Origin of the sequence: Streptomyces sp. NPDC029674, assembly GCF_044903205.1 — a bacterium.
Classification (GTDB): Bacteria; Actinomycetota; Actinomycetes; order Streptomycetales; family Streptomycetaceae; genus Streptomyces.
Genome location: NZ_JBJDPY010000016.1, coordinates 136027 through 155842, shown reverse-complemented (window position 1 = coordinate 155842; position 19816 = coordinate 136027). Strand labels below are relative to the sequence as shown.

14 protein-coding genes are annotated in these 19816 nt (G+C 70.3%); 6 read left to right on the top strand and 8 right to left on the bottom strand.

Translation table 11 applies throughout. The annotated features are described in order from the left end of the window. Positions 1-14 precede the first annotated feature (14 nt). The 5 genes from ACI2L3_RS31715 to ACI2L3_RS31695 all read right to left on the bottom strand — a co-directional run bounded on the left by ACI2L3_RS31715 (position 15) and on the right by ACI2L3_RS31695 (position 5465). Complete coding sequence (locus ACI2L3_RS31715) at positions 15-842, bottom strand: carbohydrate ABC transporter permease (protein ID WP_404755844.1); 828 nt, start codon at positions 840-842, stop codon at positions 15-17. Continuing rightward, a complete protein-coding gene (locus tag ACI2L3_RS31710) occupies positions 835-1782 on the bottom strand; it encodes a carbohydrate ABC transporter permease (RefSeq protein WP_404755843.1) in 948 nt (315 codons plus the stop codon). The genes ACI2L3_RS31715 and ACI2L3_RS31710 overlap by 8 nt, the downstream gene beginning before the upstream one ends. After that, positions 1779-3035, bottom strand: coding sequence for an ABC transporter substrate-binding protein (locus ACI2L3_RS31705; RefSeq protein ID WP_404755842.1), 1257 nt, complete (start codon positions 3033-3035; stop codon positions 1779-1781). The genes ACI2L3_RS31710 and ACI2L3_RS31705 overlap by 4 nt, the downstream gene beginning before the upstream one ends. A 65-nt stretch (positions 3036-3100) precedes the next feature. Beyond that, a complete protein-coding gene (locus tag ACI2L3_RS31700) occupies positions 3101-4234 on the bottom strand; it encodes an ROK family transcriptional regulator (protein ID WP_404755841.1) in 1134 nt (377 codons plus the stop codon). Positions 4235-4373: 139 nt separating this feature from the next. Beyond that, a complete protein-coding gene (locus ACI2L3_RS31695) occupies positions 4374-5465 on the bottom strand; it encodes an amidinotransferase (protein ID WP_404755840.1) in 1092 nt (363 codons plus the stop codon). Between the two features lie 327 nt (positions 5466-5792). On the opposite strand from ACI2L3_RS31695, the gene ACI2L3_RS31690 reads away from it, so the two are divergent. Next, positions 5793-6890, top strand: a complete 1098-nt coding sequence (locus ACI2L3_RS31690; RefSeq protein ID WP_404755839.1) for a mechanosensitive ion channel family protein — start codon at positions 5793-5795, stop codon at positions 6888-6890. Between the two features lie 82 nt (positions 6891-6972). Continuing rightward, complete coding sequence (locus ACI2L3_RS31685; RefSeq protein WP_404755838.1) at positions 6973-7908, top strand: cation diffusion facilitator family transporter; 936 nt, start codon at positions 6973-6975, stop codon at positions 7906-7908. 34 nt (positions 7909-7942) lie between these two features. On the opposite strand, the gene ACI2L3_RS31680 is transcribed toward ACI2L3_RS31685, so the two are convergent. After that, complete coding sequence (locus ACI2L3_RS31680; RefSeq protein WP_404755837.1) at positions 7943-8155, bottom strand: hypothetical protein; 213 nt, start codon at positions 8153-8155, stop codon at positions 7943-7945. A 235-nt stretch (positions 8156-8390) separates the two neighbouring features. Between ACI2L3_RS31680 and ACI2L3_RS31675 the strand changes: the two genes are divergently transcribed. Then, positions 8391-9383 (top strand): esterase/lipase family protein, encoded by a 993-nt coding sequence (locus ACI2L3_RS31675; RefSeq protein WP_404755836.1) that lies wholly within the window; start codon positions 8391-8393, stop codon positions 9381-9383. 63 nt (positions 9384-9446) lie between these two features. On the opposite strand, the gene ACI2L3_RS31670 is transcribed toward ACI2L3_RS31675, so the two are convergent. Next, the gene (locus ACI2L3_RS31670) at positions 9447-10820 is read right to left on the bottom strand and encodes a phenylacetate--CoA ligase family protein (protein ID WP_404755835.1); all 1374 of its coding nucleotides are present in this window, start codon (positions 10818-10820) and stop codon (positions 9447-9449) included. 754 nt (positions 10821-11574) lie between these two features. Between ACI2L3_RS31670 and ACI2L3_RS31665 the strand changes: the two genes are divergently transcribed. Together ACI2L3_RS31665 and ACI2L3_RS31660 are read left to right on the top strand one after the other, a co-directional pair. Further along, positions 11575-12378, top strand: coding sequence for a thioesterase II family protein (locus ACI2L3_RS31665; RefSeq protein ID WP_404755834.1), 804 nt, complete (start codon positions 11575-11577; stop codon positions 12376-12378). Between the two features lie 8 nt (positions 12379-12386). Beyond that, positions 12387-13181, top strand: a complete 795-nt coding sequence (locus ACI2L3_RS31660; RefSeq protein ID WP_404755833.1) for a BTAD domain-containing putative transcriptional regulator — start codon at positions 12387-12389, stop codon at positions 13179-13181. An 83-nt stretch (positions 13182-13264) separates the two neighbouring features. On the opposite strand, the gene ACI2L3_RS31655 is transcribed toward ACI2L3_RS31660, so the two are convergent. After that, a complete protein-coding gene (locus tag ACI2L3_RS31655) occupies positions 13265-14515 on the bottom strand; it encodes a cytochrome P450 (RefSeq protein WP_404755832.1) in 1251 nt (416 codons plus the stop codon). A gap of 315 nt (positions 14516-14830) precedes the next feature. Here ACI2L3_RS31655 and ACI2L3_RS31650 point away from each other — a divergent pair, with 315 nt between their 5' ends. Continuing rightward, positions 14831-19762, top strand: a complete 4932-nt coding sequence (locus ACI2L3_RS31650) for a type I polyketide synthase (protein WP_404755831.1) — start codon at positions 14831-14833, stop codon at positions 19760-19762. Positions 19763-19816 lie beyond the last annotated feature (54 nt).

The window sequence follows — 19816 nt, the reverse complement described above, 5'->3', positions numbered from 1 at the left end:
GGGGCCCGGGCCGGTCAGTTCTTGGAGCCGGAGAGGGCCACGCTCTGGACGAAGTGCCGCTGGAGGAAGACGTAGACGAGCAGCATCGGCAGGCTCGCGACGAGCGAACCGGCCATCATGACCGGGTAGTTGGTCTCGAACTGGCCCTCCAGGGAGGTCAGTCCGGCGCTGATCGGCATCTGCTCCGGGTCGGTGTTGACGATCAGGGGCCACAGGAGGTCGTTCCAGGACCACATGGCGGTGATGACGGCGAGCGCGGCCAGCGCGGGCCGGATCAGCGGCAGCATGATCGACCAGAAGATGCGGAAGGAGCCCGCGCCGTCGATGCGGGCGGCCTCCTCCAGCTCCTTGGGGAGCGTCAGGAAGAACTGGCGGAGCATGAAGGTGCCGAACGCGCTGAACATGCCGGGCAGGAAGAGCGCGGGCGCGCTGTTGAGCAGGCCGAGCGACTGGATGATGTCGTACTGCGGCAGGACGAGCAGGGAGCTCGGGACCATCAGGACGGACAGGAAGAGCGCGAACAGGACGTTGCGGCCGCGGAACTGCATGCGCGCGAACGCATAGGCGGCGAGCGAGCAGAACACGAGCTGGCCGAGGGTGCGCCCGACGGTGTTGAGCAGGCTGTTGGTGAGCATTTCGCGGAACGGCAGCGCGGTGAAGACTTCTTCGAAGCTCGCCCAGTTCCAGTCGTCGGGGAGGAAGGTGGGCGGTACCCGCGAGGTCTCCGCCAGGGTTTTGAGCGCGGTGAGCAGCTGCCACAGGAACGGGAAGACCATGACGAGCGCGCCGAGGGAGAGCGCGGCGTGAGTGGCGACGGATCCGGGACTGATGCGCTTAGGCATAGTGCACCCACCTCTTCTGGATCCGGAACTGGAGGTACGTCAGGGCCGCGATGACCAGCATCAGCAGGAAGGCGAGCGCGGCGGCCGCGCCCTGGGCGTTCTCGACGAACGCCCATTTGTAGAAGAGGCCGACGACCGACTGCGTATCGCCGATCGCGGGATTCGACTCGCCCATCATGATGTAGATCAGGTCGAAGGTCTGCAGGGAATTGATCATGCAGATGACGGAGGCGAAGAAGATGGTCGGGCTGAGCAGCGGGAGCGTGATGGTGAAGAACCGGCGCAGCGCCCCGGCCCCGTCGAGTTCCGCGGCTTCGTAGTAGTCCCGGGGAATTCCCTTGATGCCCGCCATGAAGATGACCAGGTAGTAGCCGGTGGTCGACCAGACGATCACCGCGCCGATGGCGTAGACGGCGGTGGAGGGGTCGGACACCCAGTAGCGGCCGTCGACGCCGATCCAGCTGAGGATTTCGTTGATGAGGCCGAAGTCGCCGTTGTAGAGCCAGTTCCAGACGAGGCCGACGGCGACGGGCAGCGTCACGAAGGGCACGAAGTACAGGGCGCGGTAGACGGAGACGCCGCGCAGGCCGCGCCGGTTCAGGAGGGATGCGACGACGATGGCGACCGGTAGCGCCATCAGCCCGATGACGCTGTAGATGAGGGTGTTGCCGAGGGCCTGCCAGACGGTGACGTCCTTGACGACGCGTACGTAGTTGTCGGTGCCGATGAAGGTGTGGCCGCCGAACGCGCCGAATTCGGTGAAGCTGTAGTAGAAGGTCTGAAGGAGCGGCCAGAAGTAGAAGACGGCGAAGCCGATGCCGAGCGGCGCGATGTACCAGTAGGCCACCCGTTGGTTGCGGAATCCGGGCCGGGCGCCGGACGCGGAGGCACGGTTGCGGCCGGCCGACTTCGCGGCCGCGGTGGCGGGAAAGACACTCATGAGGCGCGTTCCTCCTTCAGGGCCCGGTCCATCTGCTCGCCCAGGGTGCGAGCCGCGCTCTCGATGCCGCCCTTGCCGCTGAAAGCGGCGCCGAGCAGCGGGTATTGGAGGTTCTCCCAGACGGCGGTGTTCTCGGAGCTCGGATAGGGCACCGCGTACTTCTGCATGTCGATGAAGTGCTTGAGGTCGAATTCGGGCATCGACTTGAGCCAGGCGTCCTGGGTGCCCTCGTACGAGGAGATGGTGACGCCCGCCTTCGCCTGGATCTCGGCGGCTTCGCGGCCCGCCATGAAGTGCACGAATTTCCAGGCGGCCGCTTTCTTGTCGCTCTTGGCGGAGATGACGTTCGCGAGGCCGTGGATGATGGTGGCCCTGCGGCGGCCCTTGGGCAGGACGGTGATGCCGCCGTGGTCCTTCAGCGCGGGCACGGCGTACATCTGCCCGGCCATCGCGGAGAGGTCGTAGTTCATGGCGACCTTCTCCGACCAGTAGCGCACGCGCCCGACGGACTCGGTCATGGCGCTCTGCGGGGGCGACCAGCCCCGGTCGACCATGTCGGTCAGGAAGCGCAGGCCCTCGATGGTGCGGTCGTCGCCGAAGCCGGAGCGGCCGTCCCGCAGGATGAAGCCGTCGGCGCCGACGACCGCCGGGTAGATCTTGATCTGCCGCTGCATCTCGGCGGCGAAGCCGTGCACGCCCCGGCCGGGATCGGTGAGTTCGGCCGCCGCGTCGCGCACGTCGTCCCAGGTCCAGCTCTCGTCCGGGTACTTGATGCCCGCCTTGTCGAACAACTGTTTGTTGTACCAGAGGCCGATGGTGTCGAAGTCTTTCGGCAGGCCGTACTGCGTGCCCCGGTGGGAGTAGAGCTTCACCAGGGCCTCCGGGTGGCGGTCCACGGGGGTGGCATCGGCCTTGATGTGCCCGGAGAGCGGTTCCAGGACGCCGTTGGACGCGTACAGCTGGAAGTTGACGGCGTTCATCCAGAACACGTCGGGGGCGGTGCCGCCGCGCATCGACGTCTTGAGGGTGGTCCAGTAGCTCGTCCAGGGCGTCAGCTGGATCCGCACGGAGATCCGCGGGTTGCGCTTCTCGAACGCGGCGATGATCTTCTCCATGCCCGGCACCTGCGCCGGATCCCACATCCCGTACGACAGCGTCGTCCTGCCACCGCTGTCCGTGCCGTCGCTCCCTCCGGAGCAGGCGGCGAGCAAGGGGGCCGCCAACACCCCGCCGAGCAGAGTCCTTCTGCGCATGTGCGTCTTCGCCTCCCGATGAGTCGCCGGACGTCCCACGGCCACCCGCGCTGGGCGGGCCGCCGCTACGACGCCTTGTCCGCCAGCAGGTCCTCCTCCACCCGGTCGAGCGCCTTGCGTACGGCGCCGATGGCCACGCCCCGCTCGCCGAGCGAGCTCAGCGCGATGCGCGGGACGTGCAGGGTCATGGGGCGCAGCCGCTCCTCGAGCAGCGGCACCAGGTGCCGGCCGACCGGTGTCGCCCCGCCGGTCAGCACGATGAGTTCCGGGTCGACGGCGAGGGCGAGGGCCGCGATGCCCGGGGCGATGCGGTCGGCGAAGTCCGCGACGGCGGCCCGGGCGCGCGGGTCCCCGGTGTCCGCCGCCCGCGCGAGGGCGGCTACCTCGGACTCGCCGGCGCGCCGCGCACCCGGCCACTTCAGGGCTTCCTGCGCGGTGCTCATACCGAGCGGCGGCAGCATGCCGAGCTCGCCCGCGCCGCCGCGCCTGCCCCGGTGCAGCCGGCCGCCGATGGTGAGGCTGCACGAGACGCGGTGTCCGGTGAGGACGCAGACGACGTCGCCCGCGAGGGTGGCGGCGCCCTGCCAGCGCTCGGCGAGGACGGCGAGGTTCACGTCGTTCTCGACGAGGGTGTGGCCCGGCCGGTCGTCCTGGAGCAGCCGCCCGAGGTCGACGCCGGACCACTCGGGGACCACCACCGTGGTCACGACGCCGCCCGTGTCCACCACGCCGGGCACACCGACACAGCGGGCGAGGACGGCGGCACGGGGCGGGATGTGGGCGTCGAGGAAGGCCTCCGTGCCGTGGCGCAGCAGGTCGAGGCGGGCGCCGCCGCCGAGCTCCGGGTCGATGTCGCGGCGGTGTGCGGCCAGCACGGTGCCGCCGAGGTCGGCGAGGAGCAGCACCATTTTGTGCAGGCCTATGTCGGCGCCGAGCACGTACCCGGCCTCGGTGCGGAAGCGGAAGCGGCGCGCGGGTCTGCCCGGTGTGCGCTCGCCGGGCTCCTCGGCGGACTCGCCGACGAGGCCGCGCTCGGCCAGTTCTTCCACGGCGGCTTCCACGGTGGGCCGGGAGAGGCCGGTACTCGCGGCGAGTTCGGCGAGGGTGCGGGGGCTGCGGTGGTGCAGGGCGCGCAGCACGACGGTGGTGTTGAGCCGCCGCAGCGCGATCAGGTCGTGCCCACGAGCCCCGTTCCGCATCAGTGCTTCACCCCAAGTCCGCGCGGCGGCAGCCCACTTGACGGGCTGCGATGCCCACCGGCTCGCGGAATTAGGGAGGAGACTTGCATAACTGTCGCGGTCGGGGAACCCCTCCGGCGACGGTCAGTCGGTCAGGCCGTCAGTCGAAGTACGTTTCGAGCGTGCCGCGGCGCCGGACGTCGAGCGTCGCGCAGTGGAACGCCCCGCCGAACGGCGCGTAGTGGAGCAGGTCGCACGGGATCGGCTCGAACCCCCACCCTTCGAGGGCGCGCAGCATGCCCGTGTGGTGCCGCTCCGCGATCACCCGCTTCTCGTCGATCATCAGCACGTTCATGCTGAGCCACTTGCCGCACATCGAGGTCATCTTGAGCAGCCGCTCGTCGATGGGGTCGGGTTCCGGGGCGACCAGCACGTCCCACGAGCTCAGCACGTCGGGCAGCCGGTCGGCATCGACGTACTCGGGGTTGATGAGCACCTTGCCCGGCGCGAGCGGCATGAACGTGGTGTCGATGTGCATGGGCACACGGCAGCGGCTCTCGATCTCGTGGACGCGGTATTCGGGGCCGAGGTGGCGGCGCAGCCATTCGATGCCCATGAGGTTCGTGACGTTGCTGCGCGTCACGAAGAGGTCCCGGCCCGCCCGCACGAAGTCCGCCGCGTCGAACACCGGCTCGAACTCGGTGAGGATGTAGCGCATCGGCTCGTCCTCCTGGGGAGGGCGGAAGTCCTTCTCGTAGAGGTCGTCGGTGAGTTGGGGCTTCGGCGCCGCCGTCCAGCGCGCGCCGCGCCGGAAGTAGTCCTTGAGGAGTTCGCGGTACGAGTGCGTCTCGAAGTACCGGCACGGCCAGGCCATCGGGGTCTCGATGATCTCGTCGCCGACGACGAGCATGCTGTCCCGCGGACAGGTGTTGCAGAATCCGCGCGACTGCCAGTCGGGGGTGCCGAAGCGGTGCTTGTGGTCGACGGCGGCCGGCCGCGTCACCGTGATGTCGAGGGATTCCAGCAGAGCGATGAACTGGTCGAGTTCCTGCTGCGCCGGCTCGATCAGCCGCTGCGGGTACTCGAAGCCCGCGGCGAGGCCCTGCAGCCGCGCCGCCCAGGGCGGGATGTTGCAGGCCACGACGGGGTGGCTGGAGGGGATGGTCGCGCCCTCGAGGCGGCCGACGACGACCTCCTCCAGCGGGTCCCACTCGTTGTGGGATTCGACGGGTGAAGTCCCGGGTCTGCCCATTGACGCCATGATCAACCGCCTCCGCTCACATCGATCGACCGGCTCGACCGGTCCGCTGGATCCCGGGTGGCCAAATCGGCTGACTCAATGCTTTACCACGGACCGCGCGCTCATCTGCGTATGGACAGACGTGGCCGCTCTGTGAAGATCCAGGTGGGGGTACGCGCGCCTGTCGTGAGCGGATGGGGCAGGATGACGTCCGCGCCGGAACCGAGCCCCCGTCCCGGCGTGACCGCACTCCCCGGAACCAAGCAGGTATCACAAGGTGACGTCACATCACATACGCCCCACCCAGGCGCACTCCCCCCGAACGACGGGAGCGAACTGATGACCCGAGCGCTCACACTGCACGACTGGATCGCGGCCGGGATCGCGGTCGTCGCCGGCATCGTCGCCGGGCTGCTCCTGCGCACCCTCCTGAAATGGCTGGGCGAACGGGCGAGCAGGACCCGGTGGAGCGGTGACGACGTCATCGTCGACGCCCTGCGCACCCTCGTCCCGTGCGCGGCCATCACCGCAGGGCTCGCCGCCGCCGCGGGCGCGCTGCCGCTGACGCCGCGCACCGGACGCAACGTCACCATGACGCTGACCGCGCTGCTCATCTTCGCCGCCACCCTCACCGCGGCCCGGATCGCCACCGGCCTGGTCAAGGCCGTGGCGCAGTCCCGCTCCGGAGTGGCCGGGTCGGCCACCATCTTCGTGAACATCACGCGTGTCGTGGTCCTCGCGATGGGCTTCCTCATCGTCCTGCAGACCCTCGGCATCTCCATCGCGCCGCTGCTCACCGCGCTCGGCGTGGGAGGCCTTGCGGTCGCCCTCGCGCTCCAGGACACGCTCGCCAACCTCTTCGCGGGCGTGCACATCCTCGCCGCGAAGACCGTGCAGCCCGGCGACTACATCCAGCTCAGCAGCGGCGAGGAGGGCTACGTCGTCGACATCAACTGGCGCAACACCACGGTCCGCCAGCTCTCCAACAACCTCGTCATCATCCCCAACGCGAAGCTCGCCGGCACCAACATGACCAACTACAGCCGCCCCGAGCAGGAGCTGTCGATCATGGTGCAGGTCGGGGTCAGCTACGACAGCGACCTGGAGCACGTCGAGAAGGTGACGACCGAGGTCGTGGACGAGGTGATGGCCGACATCACCGGCGCGGTCCCCGACCACGAGGCGGCGATCCGCTTCCACACCTTCGGCGACTCGCGGATCAGCTTCACGGTGATCCTCGGCGTCGGCGAGTTCAGCGACCAGTACCGCATCAAGCACGAGTTCATCAAGCGCCTGCACCAGCGCTACCGCGCCGAGGGCATCCGGGTTCCCGCCCCCGTGCGCACGGTCCGGGTGCAGCAGGGCGAGCTGCCGCCGCCGCTCGGCATCCCGCACCAGCGCGACCGCGACGCGTCGGTACCCTCGCAGCTCCACTGAGACCCCCGGGACGCCGCCGGGCTGAGCCGAGTGGCCGACCGCTCGGTGGCGGCCTCCCGGACCGCGTGTTCCACTCGCGGGCATGGGGCACGACCACGGCCCGTCCGCCGGGGCGGCGGGCGGCACTCTCAGCGGGACGTACCGCAACCGGCTGCTGTGGACCATCGGCATCAGCGGCTCGATCACCGTCATCCAGGTGGTCGGCGCGCTCCTGTCCGGCAGCCTCGCGCTGCTCGCCGACGCCGCGCACAGCCTGACCGACGCGGTCGGCGTGTCACTCGCGCTCGGCGCCATCACCCTCGCCCAGCGGGCACCGACACCGCGGCGCACCTTCGGGTTCTACCGGGTGGAGATCTTCTCCGCGGTCCTCAACGCGCTGCTCCTGGTGGCCATCTTCTGCTGGGTCCTGTGGTCGGCGATCGGCCGGTTCAGCGAGCCGGTGGAGGTCAAGGGCGGCCTGATGTTCGTGGTCGCGGTGGGCGGGCTCGCCGCCAATCTGGTGGGCCTGTGGCTGCTGCGGGACGCCAAGGAGAAGAGCCTCAACCTGCGGGGCGCGTACCTGGAGGTCCTGGGGGACGCGCTCGGCTCGGTCGCGGTGATCGTGGGCGGCCTCGTCATCCTGCTCACGGGGTGGCAGGCCGCCGACCCCATCGCGTCGATCGTGATCGGCCTGCTGATCGTGCCGCGCGCGTACGGGCTGCTGCGGGACTCCGTACACGTCCTGCTGGAGGCGACCCCGCAGGACGTCGACCTCGGCGAGGTGCGCCGGCATCTGCTGGCCGAGCGGGGCGTGGTCGCCGTGCACGACCTGCACGGCTGGACGGTCACCTCGGGGATGCCGGTGCTCACCGCCCACGTGGTGGTCACGGACGCGGCCCTCGCGGGCGGGACGGACGCGTACGGGGAGCTCCTGGGCCGCCTCCAGCGGTGTGTCGGGGGTCACTTCGACGTGGCCCACTCGACGATCCAGCTGGAGCCGGAGGGGCATGTGGAGGAGGACGGGGCGCTGCACACGTAGGGCCGGCGCCGGCGACGGGTGCGGGCCTCGCGGGTCAGGCGCCGTCGGTGCCGAGGACCCGCCGTACCGCCTGCTGGGCCGCGTAGAAGTCGGCGTCGGAGACTCCGGGGTCGTCCTCGACGCCGTCGAGCCACTCCGCGATCTCCTCGGCCGTATACAGGTCGAAGCCCTTCGGAATGTCCAGTGTCGTGGTCTCCGCGCGGAGCTGCTCCGCGGCAGCCGCTTCCTTCATGCTGCGCGTGCTCACTTCGATCATCGTGATCGTGGCTCTCCCTTCGGTTCTGGAACCCTTCGGTTCTGGAGGGGGACGGACGGGCGACCATGCCAGACGCCTCCCCGGGATGTCCAATCATCCGGTCGCTTCACCAGCATGCCACCGTCAACTGATGTGCAACCTGGGGTTGTTGACGTCCAGCGTGACGTCGGATCACGATGAGGGGCTCCCTCTGGAGGGAGCCGTCACTCTCTCTGTGGAGGTCACTGTGCGCTTACCCTCATGGCTCGGCGGCGTCGCCGCGGTCGTGCTGGCCCTGACCGCCGTTCCGGTCTCCGGAGCCCGGGCGGCCGCCGATCCCTCGCCGCCGCTGGAGCTCCCGGCGGCCGAGCTCGCCAAGGCTCTGCACTGTGGGACGGACCTGGCGGACATGCGGGAAGCCGGCGACAAGCCGACCGTCCTCTTCGTCCCCGGGACCGGCCTGAAGGGCGAGGAGAACTACGCCTGGAACTACATGGCCGAGCTGAAGAAGAAGGGCTACCAGTCCTGCTGGGTGGATTCGCCCGGGCGCGGGCTGCGCGACATGCAGGAGTCCGTCGAGTACGTGGTGTACGCGACCCGCGCGATTGAGGAGGCCACCGGCCGCAAGGTCGACCTCGTCGGGCACAGCCAGGGCGGGCTGCTCACGGCCTGGGCTCTGCGCTTCTGGCCGGATCTGCTGGGGAAGGTCGACGACATGGTGACCTTGGGCTCCCCGTTCCAGGGGACCCGGCTGGCGAGCCCGTGCCGGCCGATCGCCGAGGTCGCGGGCTGCCCGGCCTCGGTCCTGCAGTTCGCCCGCGACTCGAACTGGTCGAAGGCGCTCGCCGCCGGCGGCACGCCCATGCCCGCCGGTCCTTCGTACACCACGATCTTCTCGTACGCCGACGAGTCGGTGGTGGCGGACGGCACGGCGCCGTCGCTGCCGGGCGCCCACCGGGTCGGCGTCCAGGACGTCTGCCCGGGGCGGCCGTGGCCCACCCACATCGCCATGGTCGTCGACCAGGTCACCTACGACCTGGTCGCCGACGCCATCGAGCACCCCGGCCCCGCCGACACGAGCCGCGTCGACGGCGCGCACTGCCTCAAGCCGGTCATGCCGCTCAACAGCGAGGAGGCCGTCAACGCCCTGCCCGGACTGCTGAACTCCCCGGTGGAGCTGCTGATCCACAGCCAGCCGTGGGCCAAGGAGGAGCCGCCCCTGCGCGCATACGCGCAGTAGGCGCGCCCACGCGGCGAGTCCGGCTCAATCAGCTCAGACCGGCTCAGTCCCGCTCAGTCCCGCTCAGTCCGCGAGCGGGATGATCGTCCGGTGCTTGCCGCCGGACGTCTGCCGCGGCGGCTCCTCGCCCCGTTCGACGGTCACGTTGTCGAGCTTGTTGTCGGCGAGGAGACGGGTCAGGCCGTCGTGGGCTTGCTGCCACACGCGGTCCGCGTCGGCGCCGGGAGACGCGGCCACGCGGACCCGCAGGGTCGACGGCGCGGTCTGCTCGATCTGGAAGAGCTCGACTCCGGGCATGCGGTCGAAGAGGCTGCTGAAGGCGAGCGGGGCGAGGCTGATGTCCTCGCCGCGGCCGGAGGGGAAGGTGAGGATGTCGCCCGCCCTGCCCTGGACGCGGATCGCGGGCGTCGGGGTGCCGCAGGGGCAGGGGTCGGGGCGGAGCATGACGCTGTCCCCCAAGTCGTAGCGGAGGAACGGCTGTACGCGGTTGGCGAGGTTGGTGATCAGGACCGTGTGCGAGAACTCCCCCGGCGGGGTGGGCCGGTGGTCGGCGTCGACCGGTTCGAGCACGGCCCAGTCGTCGTTGACGTGGTACCAGCCCTCGGCGCAGCCGTGGCTGAGGTAGGTGCACTCCGTCGCGCTGTACATCGTGCGCACCTTGGCGCCGAAGGCCGCCGCGATGCGGTCGGTGTCGCTCTGGGTCATCGTCTCGCCCGCGGGCTCGATCAGCACCGGGTCGATGTGCAGCCGGCCCGCTTCCTGTTCGGCGGTGAGCAGCATGATCGTGCTGGTGTAGCCGATGAGGAACGACGGGCGGTACTCGTTGAGTCGGGCGACCAGGCGTGACATCGGTTCGTGCACGGAGAAGGCCCGGATCAGTTTGCTGCGTGCCCCGCCCTCCTGGAGCAGGCGGGAGTATCCGGCGAAGCCGACGTAGTGTCCCTCGGTGGCGACGAGTTGGGCGAACCGGCCGCCGTGGACGACGGCCCGGGCGACGCCGAGGGGGCCCAGCCAGGAGGCGAGCGCACGGGAGGTCACGGCGGAGGACACGTTCATGTACCGGTCGTCGAGCACGAACAGGCCGCGCCTGCCGCTGGTGCCGGACGTGGTGGCCACCAGATAGCGGCCGAGGAAGCGCCGGCCGATCAGGTCGGGGTCGTCGGTGAACGCGCGGACCTTCTCCAGGGTGATGTCACGGTCCGTCGCCCAGTCGTCGAAGCGGTCCATCAGCTGCTTCTTGTCCGTGACCGGCAGCAGCGCGGAGTCCTCGATCCGCTCGGGCAGGTCCCGGTAGAGCTCCCGGTAGTACGGCGACGCCGAGCGTGCGTAGGCGACCAGGTCCGCCAGTCGGTCGGCTCGGCGCCGCGCGGTCCCGTCGGGGCCCTGCTTGCGTGCCTTGCGGACGTCCCGCGTCAGCCACGCCGTGCTCTCGCTCATCGTTCCGTGCTCCTTCGGTGGCAGGTCCGGCCCGCGCGGCCGGCTTGCGCCTCCGCACTTCCCCCCATGGCACGACGATCGCGGATGCGCCATGGGGCAGGACACCTCGGACGGGGCACAGTCACCCCAAAAGGTGACAACCCCGTCTCCGGAGCCTGTAGAGCGAGTGGCCAGCTGCCGCGGATTCACACGCGGCCGGATCCGGCCAGCCACCGCCGGAGCCTCCGGGCCCCGGACGCCGCGCGGCGGCAAAATCAAGACCGCTCCCGACCGGCCGGCACCGCAAGAAAACAACAAGCCACAATCGGAGTCCGGGCGAGCCCGCCCGCCGGCCGCGTGGAGACAGCGGATCTTTTACCCTGTATGGGAGAAGGGTCGAGAAGTGGCGCAGGCCAGGGCCGGGGCAGGGCATCAAACCAGCACAGCGTAATAATCCCGCAAAGACCGCCGCGATCACGGGAGGGCGGCGACTGCGGCGGCCGGGGGACCATCATCCCTGGCCGGAGGGGGGCTTGCCGCCGCGAGAGCACCCGGCCAAGGGGGGCGTTGTTAAGCATTCATATTGAAATTTACCCCGCCTTGCGAGCCGTGATCGGCTCGAGCGAGAATCCCTTCATAAACGATAGGGAATGTCTTATTCCGCCCCGCTGCCGCGTTAGCGACGTTGCCCTTTAAACTTCGAGCTGCGCATGATCAGGACCGGCTATGTGATGCGGCGACACCGTTGTCAGCGATCCTGGCGAAGGGAAAGATCTTGTCTGCCTCCCCCCCACCCGATATGTCGGACCCCTGGATACGTCGCTTTCGGCCCCGGCCGGAAGCCGCTGTCCGCCTGGTCTGCTTCCCCCACGCGGGCGGCTCGGCCTCCTACTACCACCCCCTCGCGCAATCCCCCACCCTCCTGCCCGAAACCGAAGTCCTCGCGGTCCAGTACCCCGGACGGCAGGACCGCCGCAGAGAGCGGCTCGTGGACGACGTCCCCGAGCTCGCCGATCTCATCACCGAGGCGCTCGGCCCGTTCGACGACCGCCCGTTGGCCTTCTTCGGCCACAGCATGGGTGCCGTCCTCGCCTACGAAGTCGCACAGCGGCTCGGCAGGCGTACGGGCAAGGAGCCCTGCCGGCTGTTCGTCTCGGGACGCCGGGCACCGTCGCGCTTCCGGCCCGGCACCGTACACCTCCTGAACGACGCCGAGCTGGTCGCCGAGCTGCGCCGGGCCGGCGGCACGGACCCTCGGTTCCTGGACGACGAGGAGCTGCTCGCGGAGATCATCCCGGTCGTCCGCAACGACTACCGGGCGGTCGAGCTGTACCGGTGGAATCCGTCGCCTCCGCTGGCCTGCCCGGTCACCGCCCTGGTGGGCGACCGGGACCCGCAGGCCCCGGTGGACGACGTGGAAGCCTGGCGGCAGCACACGGACGGGCCCTTCGACCTCAAGGTCTTCTCCGGGGGCCACTTCTATCTGAACACGCACCAGCGGGGCGTCGCGGACGTCATCTCCAAAGCCCTGGCGGACGGTGCGCAGCAGCCCGTGACGGCAAGGGGGAACGCTCGGTGAGATACGAAATGCTGGGCCCACTCCGCATCAAGGACGGAAACAACTACGCCACCATCAACGCCCAGAAGGTGGAGATCGTCCTCACCGTGCTCCTCATCCGCGCCGACCAGCTGGTCTCGCTGGAGCAGCTGATGCGGGAGATCTGGGGCGAGGATCTGCCCCGGCGCGCGACTGCGGGGCTACACGTGTACATATCCCAGCTCCGCAAGTTCCTGAAGGTGCCGGGCTCGCCCGGCAACCCGGTGGAGACCCGGGCGCCGGGGTACGTCCTGCGCAAGAAGGACGACGACGAGATCGACGCCCAGGAGTTCCCCGAACTGGTCGACGCGGGGCGGGCGTTGCTCAGGGAGGACCGCTTCGAGGAGGCGGCTTCCTGTTTCGGCCGGGCGCTCGCGCTGTGGCGCGGGCCGATCCTCGGGCAGGGCGGGAACGGTCCTGGCGCCAACGGCCCGATCATCGACGGCTTCTCGACCTGGCTGAGCGAGATCCGCCTGGAGTGCCAGGAGATGCTGGTCGAGTGCCAGCTCCAGCTCGGCCGGCACCGCGAGGCCGTGGGCATGCTGTACGCCCTCACCGCGGAGAACCCGATGTGCGAGGCGTTCTACCGCCAGCTCATGCTGGCGCTCTACCGCTCCGAGCGGCAGGCGGACGCGCTGAAGGTGTACCAGTCGGTGCGCAAGACGCTCAACGACGAGCTGGGGCTCGAGCCCGGGCGCCCGCTCCAGGATCTGCAGCGGGCCATACTCACGGGTGACATGCACCTGATGTCTCCGGCCCCGCCCCTCGTCATGTCCGGTCGCTGACCGGAGCGTCGTGCGGCGCACTTGCGCAGAGGGAAGCGTATGTGCGCAGGACGAGGCGCTCGTGCTCAGCAGTGTGAGAAGGCTCAGAAGGCGCAGTGCAAGTGCTTGATGCCTTCGATGAAGCTGGAGTCCAGCCTGCGGGGCTGCCCCACGGCGTGGATCTGGGGCAGCGCCGCGAGGAGCTCCCGGTACAGGACGGTGATCTCCATCCGGGCGAGGTGGGCCCCGAGACAGACGTGGGGGCCCACCGCGCCGAACGTGACGTGCGCGTTCGTTCCGCGCGTGATGTCGAACCGGTACGGGTCGGGGAAGACGGCCTCGTCGCGGTTGCCCGACCAGTAGAACAGGAACATCCGGTCGCCCCTGCGGAACCTGTGGCCGTTCATGTCGCAGTCGCGGGTGGCGACGCGGCGCATCCAGTTGATGGGCGTGGAGACCCGGAGGATCTCCTCCACCGCGCCCGGCGCGTACGTGTCGAAGTCCGAGAGCAGCAGCTGCTTCTGCTCGGGGTGCTCGGTCAGCAGCACCAGGGCGTGCGAGATGGCGTTGCGGGTCGTCTCCATCCCGGCGATGACGAGCAGGATGAAGAACGAGACGAGCTCCTGACGCGTCAACTGCTCGCCGTCCGCCTGCACTTTGACCAGCTTGGTGATCAGGTCGTCGCCGGGGGCGGCGAGCCGTTCCGCACGGAGGCCCGCGATGTAGTCGCCGAGTTCGCGCGACGCCTCGATCACCGCGCGCTCGGAGTCCGCCCGGTCGGGCACGTAGTCCGGGTCGAGGGGCCCCACGATCGTGTTGGACCGGTCGAAGAGGAAGTCGTAATCCGACTCCGGAATGCCCATCATGTCGCTGAGCACGGCGATGGGCATCTCCGCGGCGACCGGCCTGATGAAGTCGCCGGGTCCCCGCGCGATCAGCTCGTCGATGATGCGGCGGGCGGTGCGGGTCGCCACGGCTTCGAACTCGGGGATCATGTTGCGGCCGAAGGAGCGCGAGACGATGCGGCGCAGCCGGGAGTGGTCCGGGTTGTCCATGTTGATCATCGAGCCGTAGTACTCGTCCAGCTCGGGCGGCAGGCCGATGATCGTGGTCGCGCCGTTCGAGGAGAAGTCCTGCGGCCTGCGGCTCACCTCCACGATGTCCGCGTACTTGACCAGCGCGTGGTAGCCGAACGTCCAGGGCACGCCGGGCATGTTCTGCCGGATGAACGCCGGATGCGGCAGCCCGCGCATCTCCTCGAACAGTGCCACGCGTTCCTCGTGCGGCCGCGCCCAGAAGGACGGGTCGACCAGGTCGGGGAGTGTGGCGGCCGGCTTGCTATCCGTGATGGACACGATGCCTCGCTTCGCGTTGGTCCGGACCGACGGTCAGGCCCGCCGGCCGCACGGGCACGGCACGGGGCGACGCCGCTGATCAGGGCGTGACGGCCTGACATCGGCCCACACCCTGGCAGGCACCGCTTAAGCGTCCCTAAGAGGCTCCTGCTTCGCCCGCGGACCCTCCGACGCCCCGACCAGTGCCGAGGAGTCCCGGCGGCGCGGCGTACACAGCCAAGTATTAGGAGGGCTTTAGCGGCGTCGACGAGTCTGCGGTCCGGCGGGGCCCCCGGGGTTCTGCCGTTCTCGCGGAGAGGGGCGGTTGTCACCGGGATGGCGCACACCGAAGAGAAGCTTCTTGAATACCTCAAGCGTGTCACCGCGGACCTGCGCCAGACGGAACGCCGGCTGCAGGACGTCGAGTCGGCGGGCCACGAGCCGATCGCGGTCATCGGCATGGCCTGCCGGCTGCCCGGCGGGGTCCGGTCTCCCGAAGAGTTCTGGGAGCTGATCTCCACGGGCGGCGACGCCGTGGCACCCCTGCCCGGCAACCGCAACTGGGACCTCGACTCCCTCTACGACCCCGATCCCGAGAGCACCGGCACCAGTTACGTCCGCGAGGGCGGCTTCGTCTACGACGCCGGTGACTTCGACCCCACCTTCTTCGGCATCGGGCCGACCGAGGCCGCGGCGATGGCGCCGCAGCAGCGGCTCGCCCTGGAGACGGCGTGGGAGGCCATCGAACGCGCCGGCATCGACCCGCTCACCCTCCGCTCCAGCGACACCAGCACCTTCATCGGCTGTGACGGACTCGACTACGCCCTCGGCGCCTCCGAGGTCCCCGAGGGCACCGCCGGGTACTTCACCATCGGCAACTCCGGCAGCGTCACCTCCGGACGCGTCGCCTACACCCTCGGCCTCGAAGGCCCAGCGGTGACGGTCGACACCGCGTGCTCCTCGTCGCTCGTCTCCCTGCACCTCGCCGCCCAGGCGCTGCGCACGCAGGAGTGCTCGCTGGCCCTGGCGGGCGGTACGTACGTGATGTCGTCGCCCGCCCCGCTCATCGGCTTCAGCGAACTGCGCGGCCTGGCACCCGACGGCCGCTGCAAGCCGTTCTCGGCGAGCAGCGACGGCATGGGCATGGCCGAGGGCACGGGCGTGGTCCTCCTGGAGCGCCTCTCCGACGCGCGCCGCAACGGCCACAAGGTACTCGCGGTGATTCGCGGCTCCGCCGTCAACCAGGACGGCGCGAGCAACGGCCTGACCGCCCCCAACGGCCCCTCCCAGGAACGCGTCATCCGCGCCGCCCTCGCCAACGCCCGCCTCACCCCCGAGGACATCGACGCCGTGGAGGCGCACGGCACCGGCACGACGCTCGGCGACCCCATCGAAGCCGGGGCCCTTATCTCCGCCTACGGCCAGGAACGCCCCGCGGACCGGCCGCTGTGGGTCGGAGCGGTGAAATCCAACATCGGCCACACGCAGATCGCCGCGGGCGTGGCCGGCGTCATCAAGATGGTCCTGGCCCTGCGGAACGACCTGCTGCCCGCCATCCTGCACGTCGACGCGCCCTCGCCCCACGTGGAGTGGGACGGCAGCGGGCTGCGCCTGCTCACCGACCCGGTGAAGTGGCCTCGCGGCGAGCGCCCGCGCCGGGCCGGTGTGTCGTCGTTCGGCTTCTCCGGGACGAACGCGCACCTGATCCTGGAGGAGGCACCGGAAGAACCGCCTGGGGAGGCTCCCGTTCCGGTGGCCGCTCAGCCGGGTGGGGTGGTGCCGTGGGTGGTGTCCGGGCGAACACCGGACGCGTTGCGTGAACAGGCGCGGCGGCTCGGTGAGTTCGTGGCCGGGGACGCGGATGTGGCCGTGCCCGAGGTGGGTTGGTCGCTGGCCACGACGCGGTCGGTGTTCGAGCACCGGGGCGTTGTGGTGGGGCGTGATCGGGATGCGCTGACCGCTGGCCTCGGCGCGCTGGCTGCGGGCTCTGGTGCGGCTTCGGCGGACGTGGTGTCCGGGGTTGCCGGTGATGTGGGTGCGGGGCCGGTGTTGGTGTTTCCGGGGCAGGGGTCGCAGTGGGTGGGTATGGGTGCCCAGCTGCTGGATGAGTCGCCGGTGTTCTCGGAGCGGATTGCTGAGTGTGAGCGTGCTCTGTCGGCGTACGTGGACTGGTCGTTGACGGAGGTTCTGCGCGGGGGCGGTTCCGAACTGTCCCGTGTCGAGGTCGTCCAGCCCGTGCTGTGGGCGGTGATGGTGTCGCTGGCTGCTGTGTGGGCTGATTACGGGATCACCCCGGCCGCCGTGGTCGGACACTCACAGGGTGAGATGGCCGCCGCGTGTGTCGCGGGCGCGTTGTCGCTGGAGGATGCGGCGCGGATCGTAGCGGTACGCAGTGACGCGCTCCGGCAGCTGCAAGGGCACGGTGACATGGCCTCGCTGGGCACCGGAGCCGAGCAGGCCGCCGAGCTCATCGGGGACCGGCCGGGTGTATGCGTGGCGGCCGTCAACGGGCCCTCTTCCAGGGTCATTTCTGGGCCGCCGGAGCATGTCGCCGCAGTGGTGGCGGATGCGGAGGCGCGTGGTCTGCGCGCCCGGGTCATCGACGTGGGTTACGCCTCCCACGGCCCCCAGATCGACCAGCTGCACGATCTCCTCACCGACCGCCTGGCCGGCATCCGACCCGTTGCCACGGACGTGGCGTTCTACTCCACGGTCACCGCCGAGCGACTGACGGATACGACGGCGCTGGACACCGACTACTGGGTGACCAATCTCCGCCAACCCGTCCGCTTCGCCGACACCATCGAAGCGCTGCTGGCCGACGGATACCGCCTGTTCATCGAGGCCAGCCCCCACCCCGTCCTCAACCTCGGCATGGAAGAGACCATCGAGCAGGCCGACGTCTCCGCCACCGTCGTCCCCACCCTCCGCCGCGACCACGGCGACGCCCTCCAGCTCACCCGAGCCGCAGCCCATGCCTTCACCGCCGGTGCCGAGGTCGACTGGCGGCGCTGGTTCCCGGCCGACCCCACCCCCCGTACCGTCGACCTCCCCACCTACGCCTTCCAGCACCAGCACTACTGGCTCGACCCTTCCACGTCCGCGCCGCGTGCCGTCGCCGGTGTGCAGGGGGCGGCCGAGGCGCGACTGTGGCAGGCCGTCGAGGAGCTCGATCTCGGGCTGCTTGCCGAGACGTTGGGGTCGGAGGAGGGCAGCGAGGAGGCGGTCCGGGCGCTGGAGCCCGCGCTGCCCGTGCTTCAGGGCTGGCGGCGGCGGCACCGGGAGCAGGCGACCATCGACTCCTGGCGGTACCGCGTCACGTGGAAGCACCGGCCTGACGGGCCGGTGGCGGAACTGGGCGGAGACTGGCTGTTGTTCGTCCCCGCGGACAAGGTGGAGCACCCCGCCGTACGCGCCACGGCCGACGCGTTGAGCGAGCATGGGGCGGCCGCTGTCCGCCTGCATGCGGTCGAGACCGGGCGGGCCGGGCGCGAGGCGCTGGCCGCGGTGGACACGGCCGGTCTTGCCGGGATCGTCAACCTGCTGGCGCTCGACGAGGAGCCGCACCCCGAGCACCCGGCCGTGCCGGCGGGTCTCGCCGCGACGACCGCCCTCATCCAGGCCCTCGGCGACAACGGCACGACCGCGCCCCTGCACACGGTCACCCAGGGTGCCGTCTCCACGGGCGCCACCGACCCCCTCACCCACCCCCTCCAGGCCCACGTCTGGGGGCTCGGACGCGTCGCCGCCCTCGAACACCCGCGCCTGTGGGCGGGGCTCGTCGACCTCCCCGCCCGCATCGACCGCCACACCCTCCCCCGCCTCGCCGCCGCCCTCCTCCCCCAGGACGAGGACCAGACCGCCATCCGCCCCACCGGAACCCACAGCCGACGCCTCACCCACGCCGCCGCCGACGCCCCGACTCCCCTGAACACCGAAGACGCCTGGCGGCCACGCGGCACCACCCTCATCACCGGCGGAACCGGTGGCATCGGTGCCGTCCTGGCGCGCTGGCTCGCCCGTCGGGGCGCCCCGCACCTGCACCTCACCAGCCGTCGCGGTCCCGACGCACCCGGCGCGCAGGAACTCGCGTGCGAGTTGCGGGAGTTGGGCGCGGCCGTCACCATCACCGCCTGCGACGTCAGTGATCGCTGCCAACTCCGCGGCCTGCTGGACGGGATACCGTCCGAACATCCCCTCACGGCCGTCGTGCACGCGGCGGGCATGACCGACCTCACCTCGATCGGCGATCTGACGACCGCGCGCCTGAACCAAGTGCTGGGATCCAAGTCCGACGCGGCCTGGACCCTGCACGAGCTGACGCGGGAGCTGGATCTGTCGGCGTTCGTGATGTTCTCGTCCGGCGCCGGGGTGTGGGGCAGCGGCCAGCAGGGCGCCTACGGCGCGGCCAACCACTTCCTCGACGCCCTCGCCGAGCACCGCCGCTCCCAGGGCCTGCCCGCCACCTCCATCGCCTGGGGCCCCTGGGCCGAGGCGGGCATGTCCGCGGACCCGGAGTCACTGACGTACTTCAAGCGGTTCGGTCTGCTTCCGATCAGCCCCGACCTGTGTGTCAAGGCACTGCACCAGGCGGTCGGCGCGGGCGACGCCACGCTGACCGTGGCGAACTTCGACTGGGCGAAGTTCACGCCGACGTTCACCGCCCAGCGGCCCAGCCCGTTCCTCGACGACCTACCGGAGAACCAGCGGGAGGCCGAGCAGCAGGCCGGGTCCGCCGCCGAGACCAGCGCGTTCCGTGCGGAGCTGGCGAAGACGCCCGCGTCCCAGCGGCTCGGCTTCCTGGTCCAGCACGTGCGGACGTACGCCGCCGCGACGCTCGGCCGCACGGTGGAGGACATTCCCGCGGCGAAACCGTTCCAGGAGCTGGGCTTCGACTCGCTGACCGCGGTCCAGCTGCGCAACCAGCTCAACACCACGACCGGTCTCTCGCTGCCCGCCACCGTGATCTTCGACCATCCCACGTCCGAGGCGCTCGCCACACACCTGCGCGGACAGCTCGGCGACGGCGCCGGGGCCGCCGGCGAGGGCGACGTGCTCGCCGCGCTCGACAAGTGGGACACGACGTTCGGCGCGGCCGAGGTGGACGAGGCGGCCCGGCGTCGCATCGTGGGCCGGCTGCAGGTGCTGGTCTCCAAGTGGAGCCCGGCCCAGGACGGACCGGAGGCCGACTCCGCCCATGCCGATCTGGAGGCGGCGAGCGCGGACGACATCTTCGACCTCATCTCCAGCGAGTTCGGGAAGTCCTGAGCAGCCCCGGTCGCACTCCCCTTGCCCTCCCCAACCTCATACGCCCCGATCACC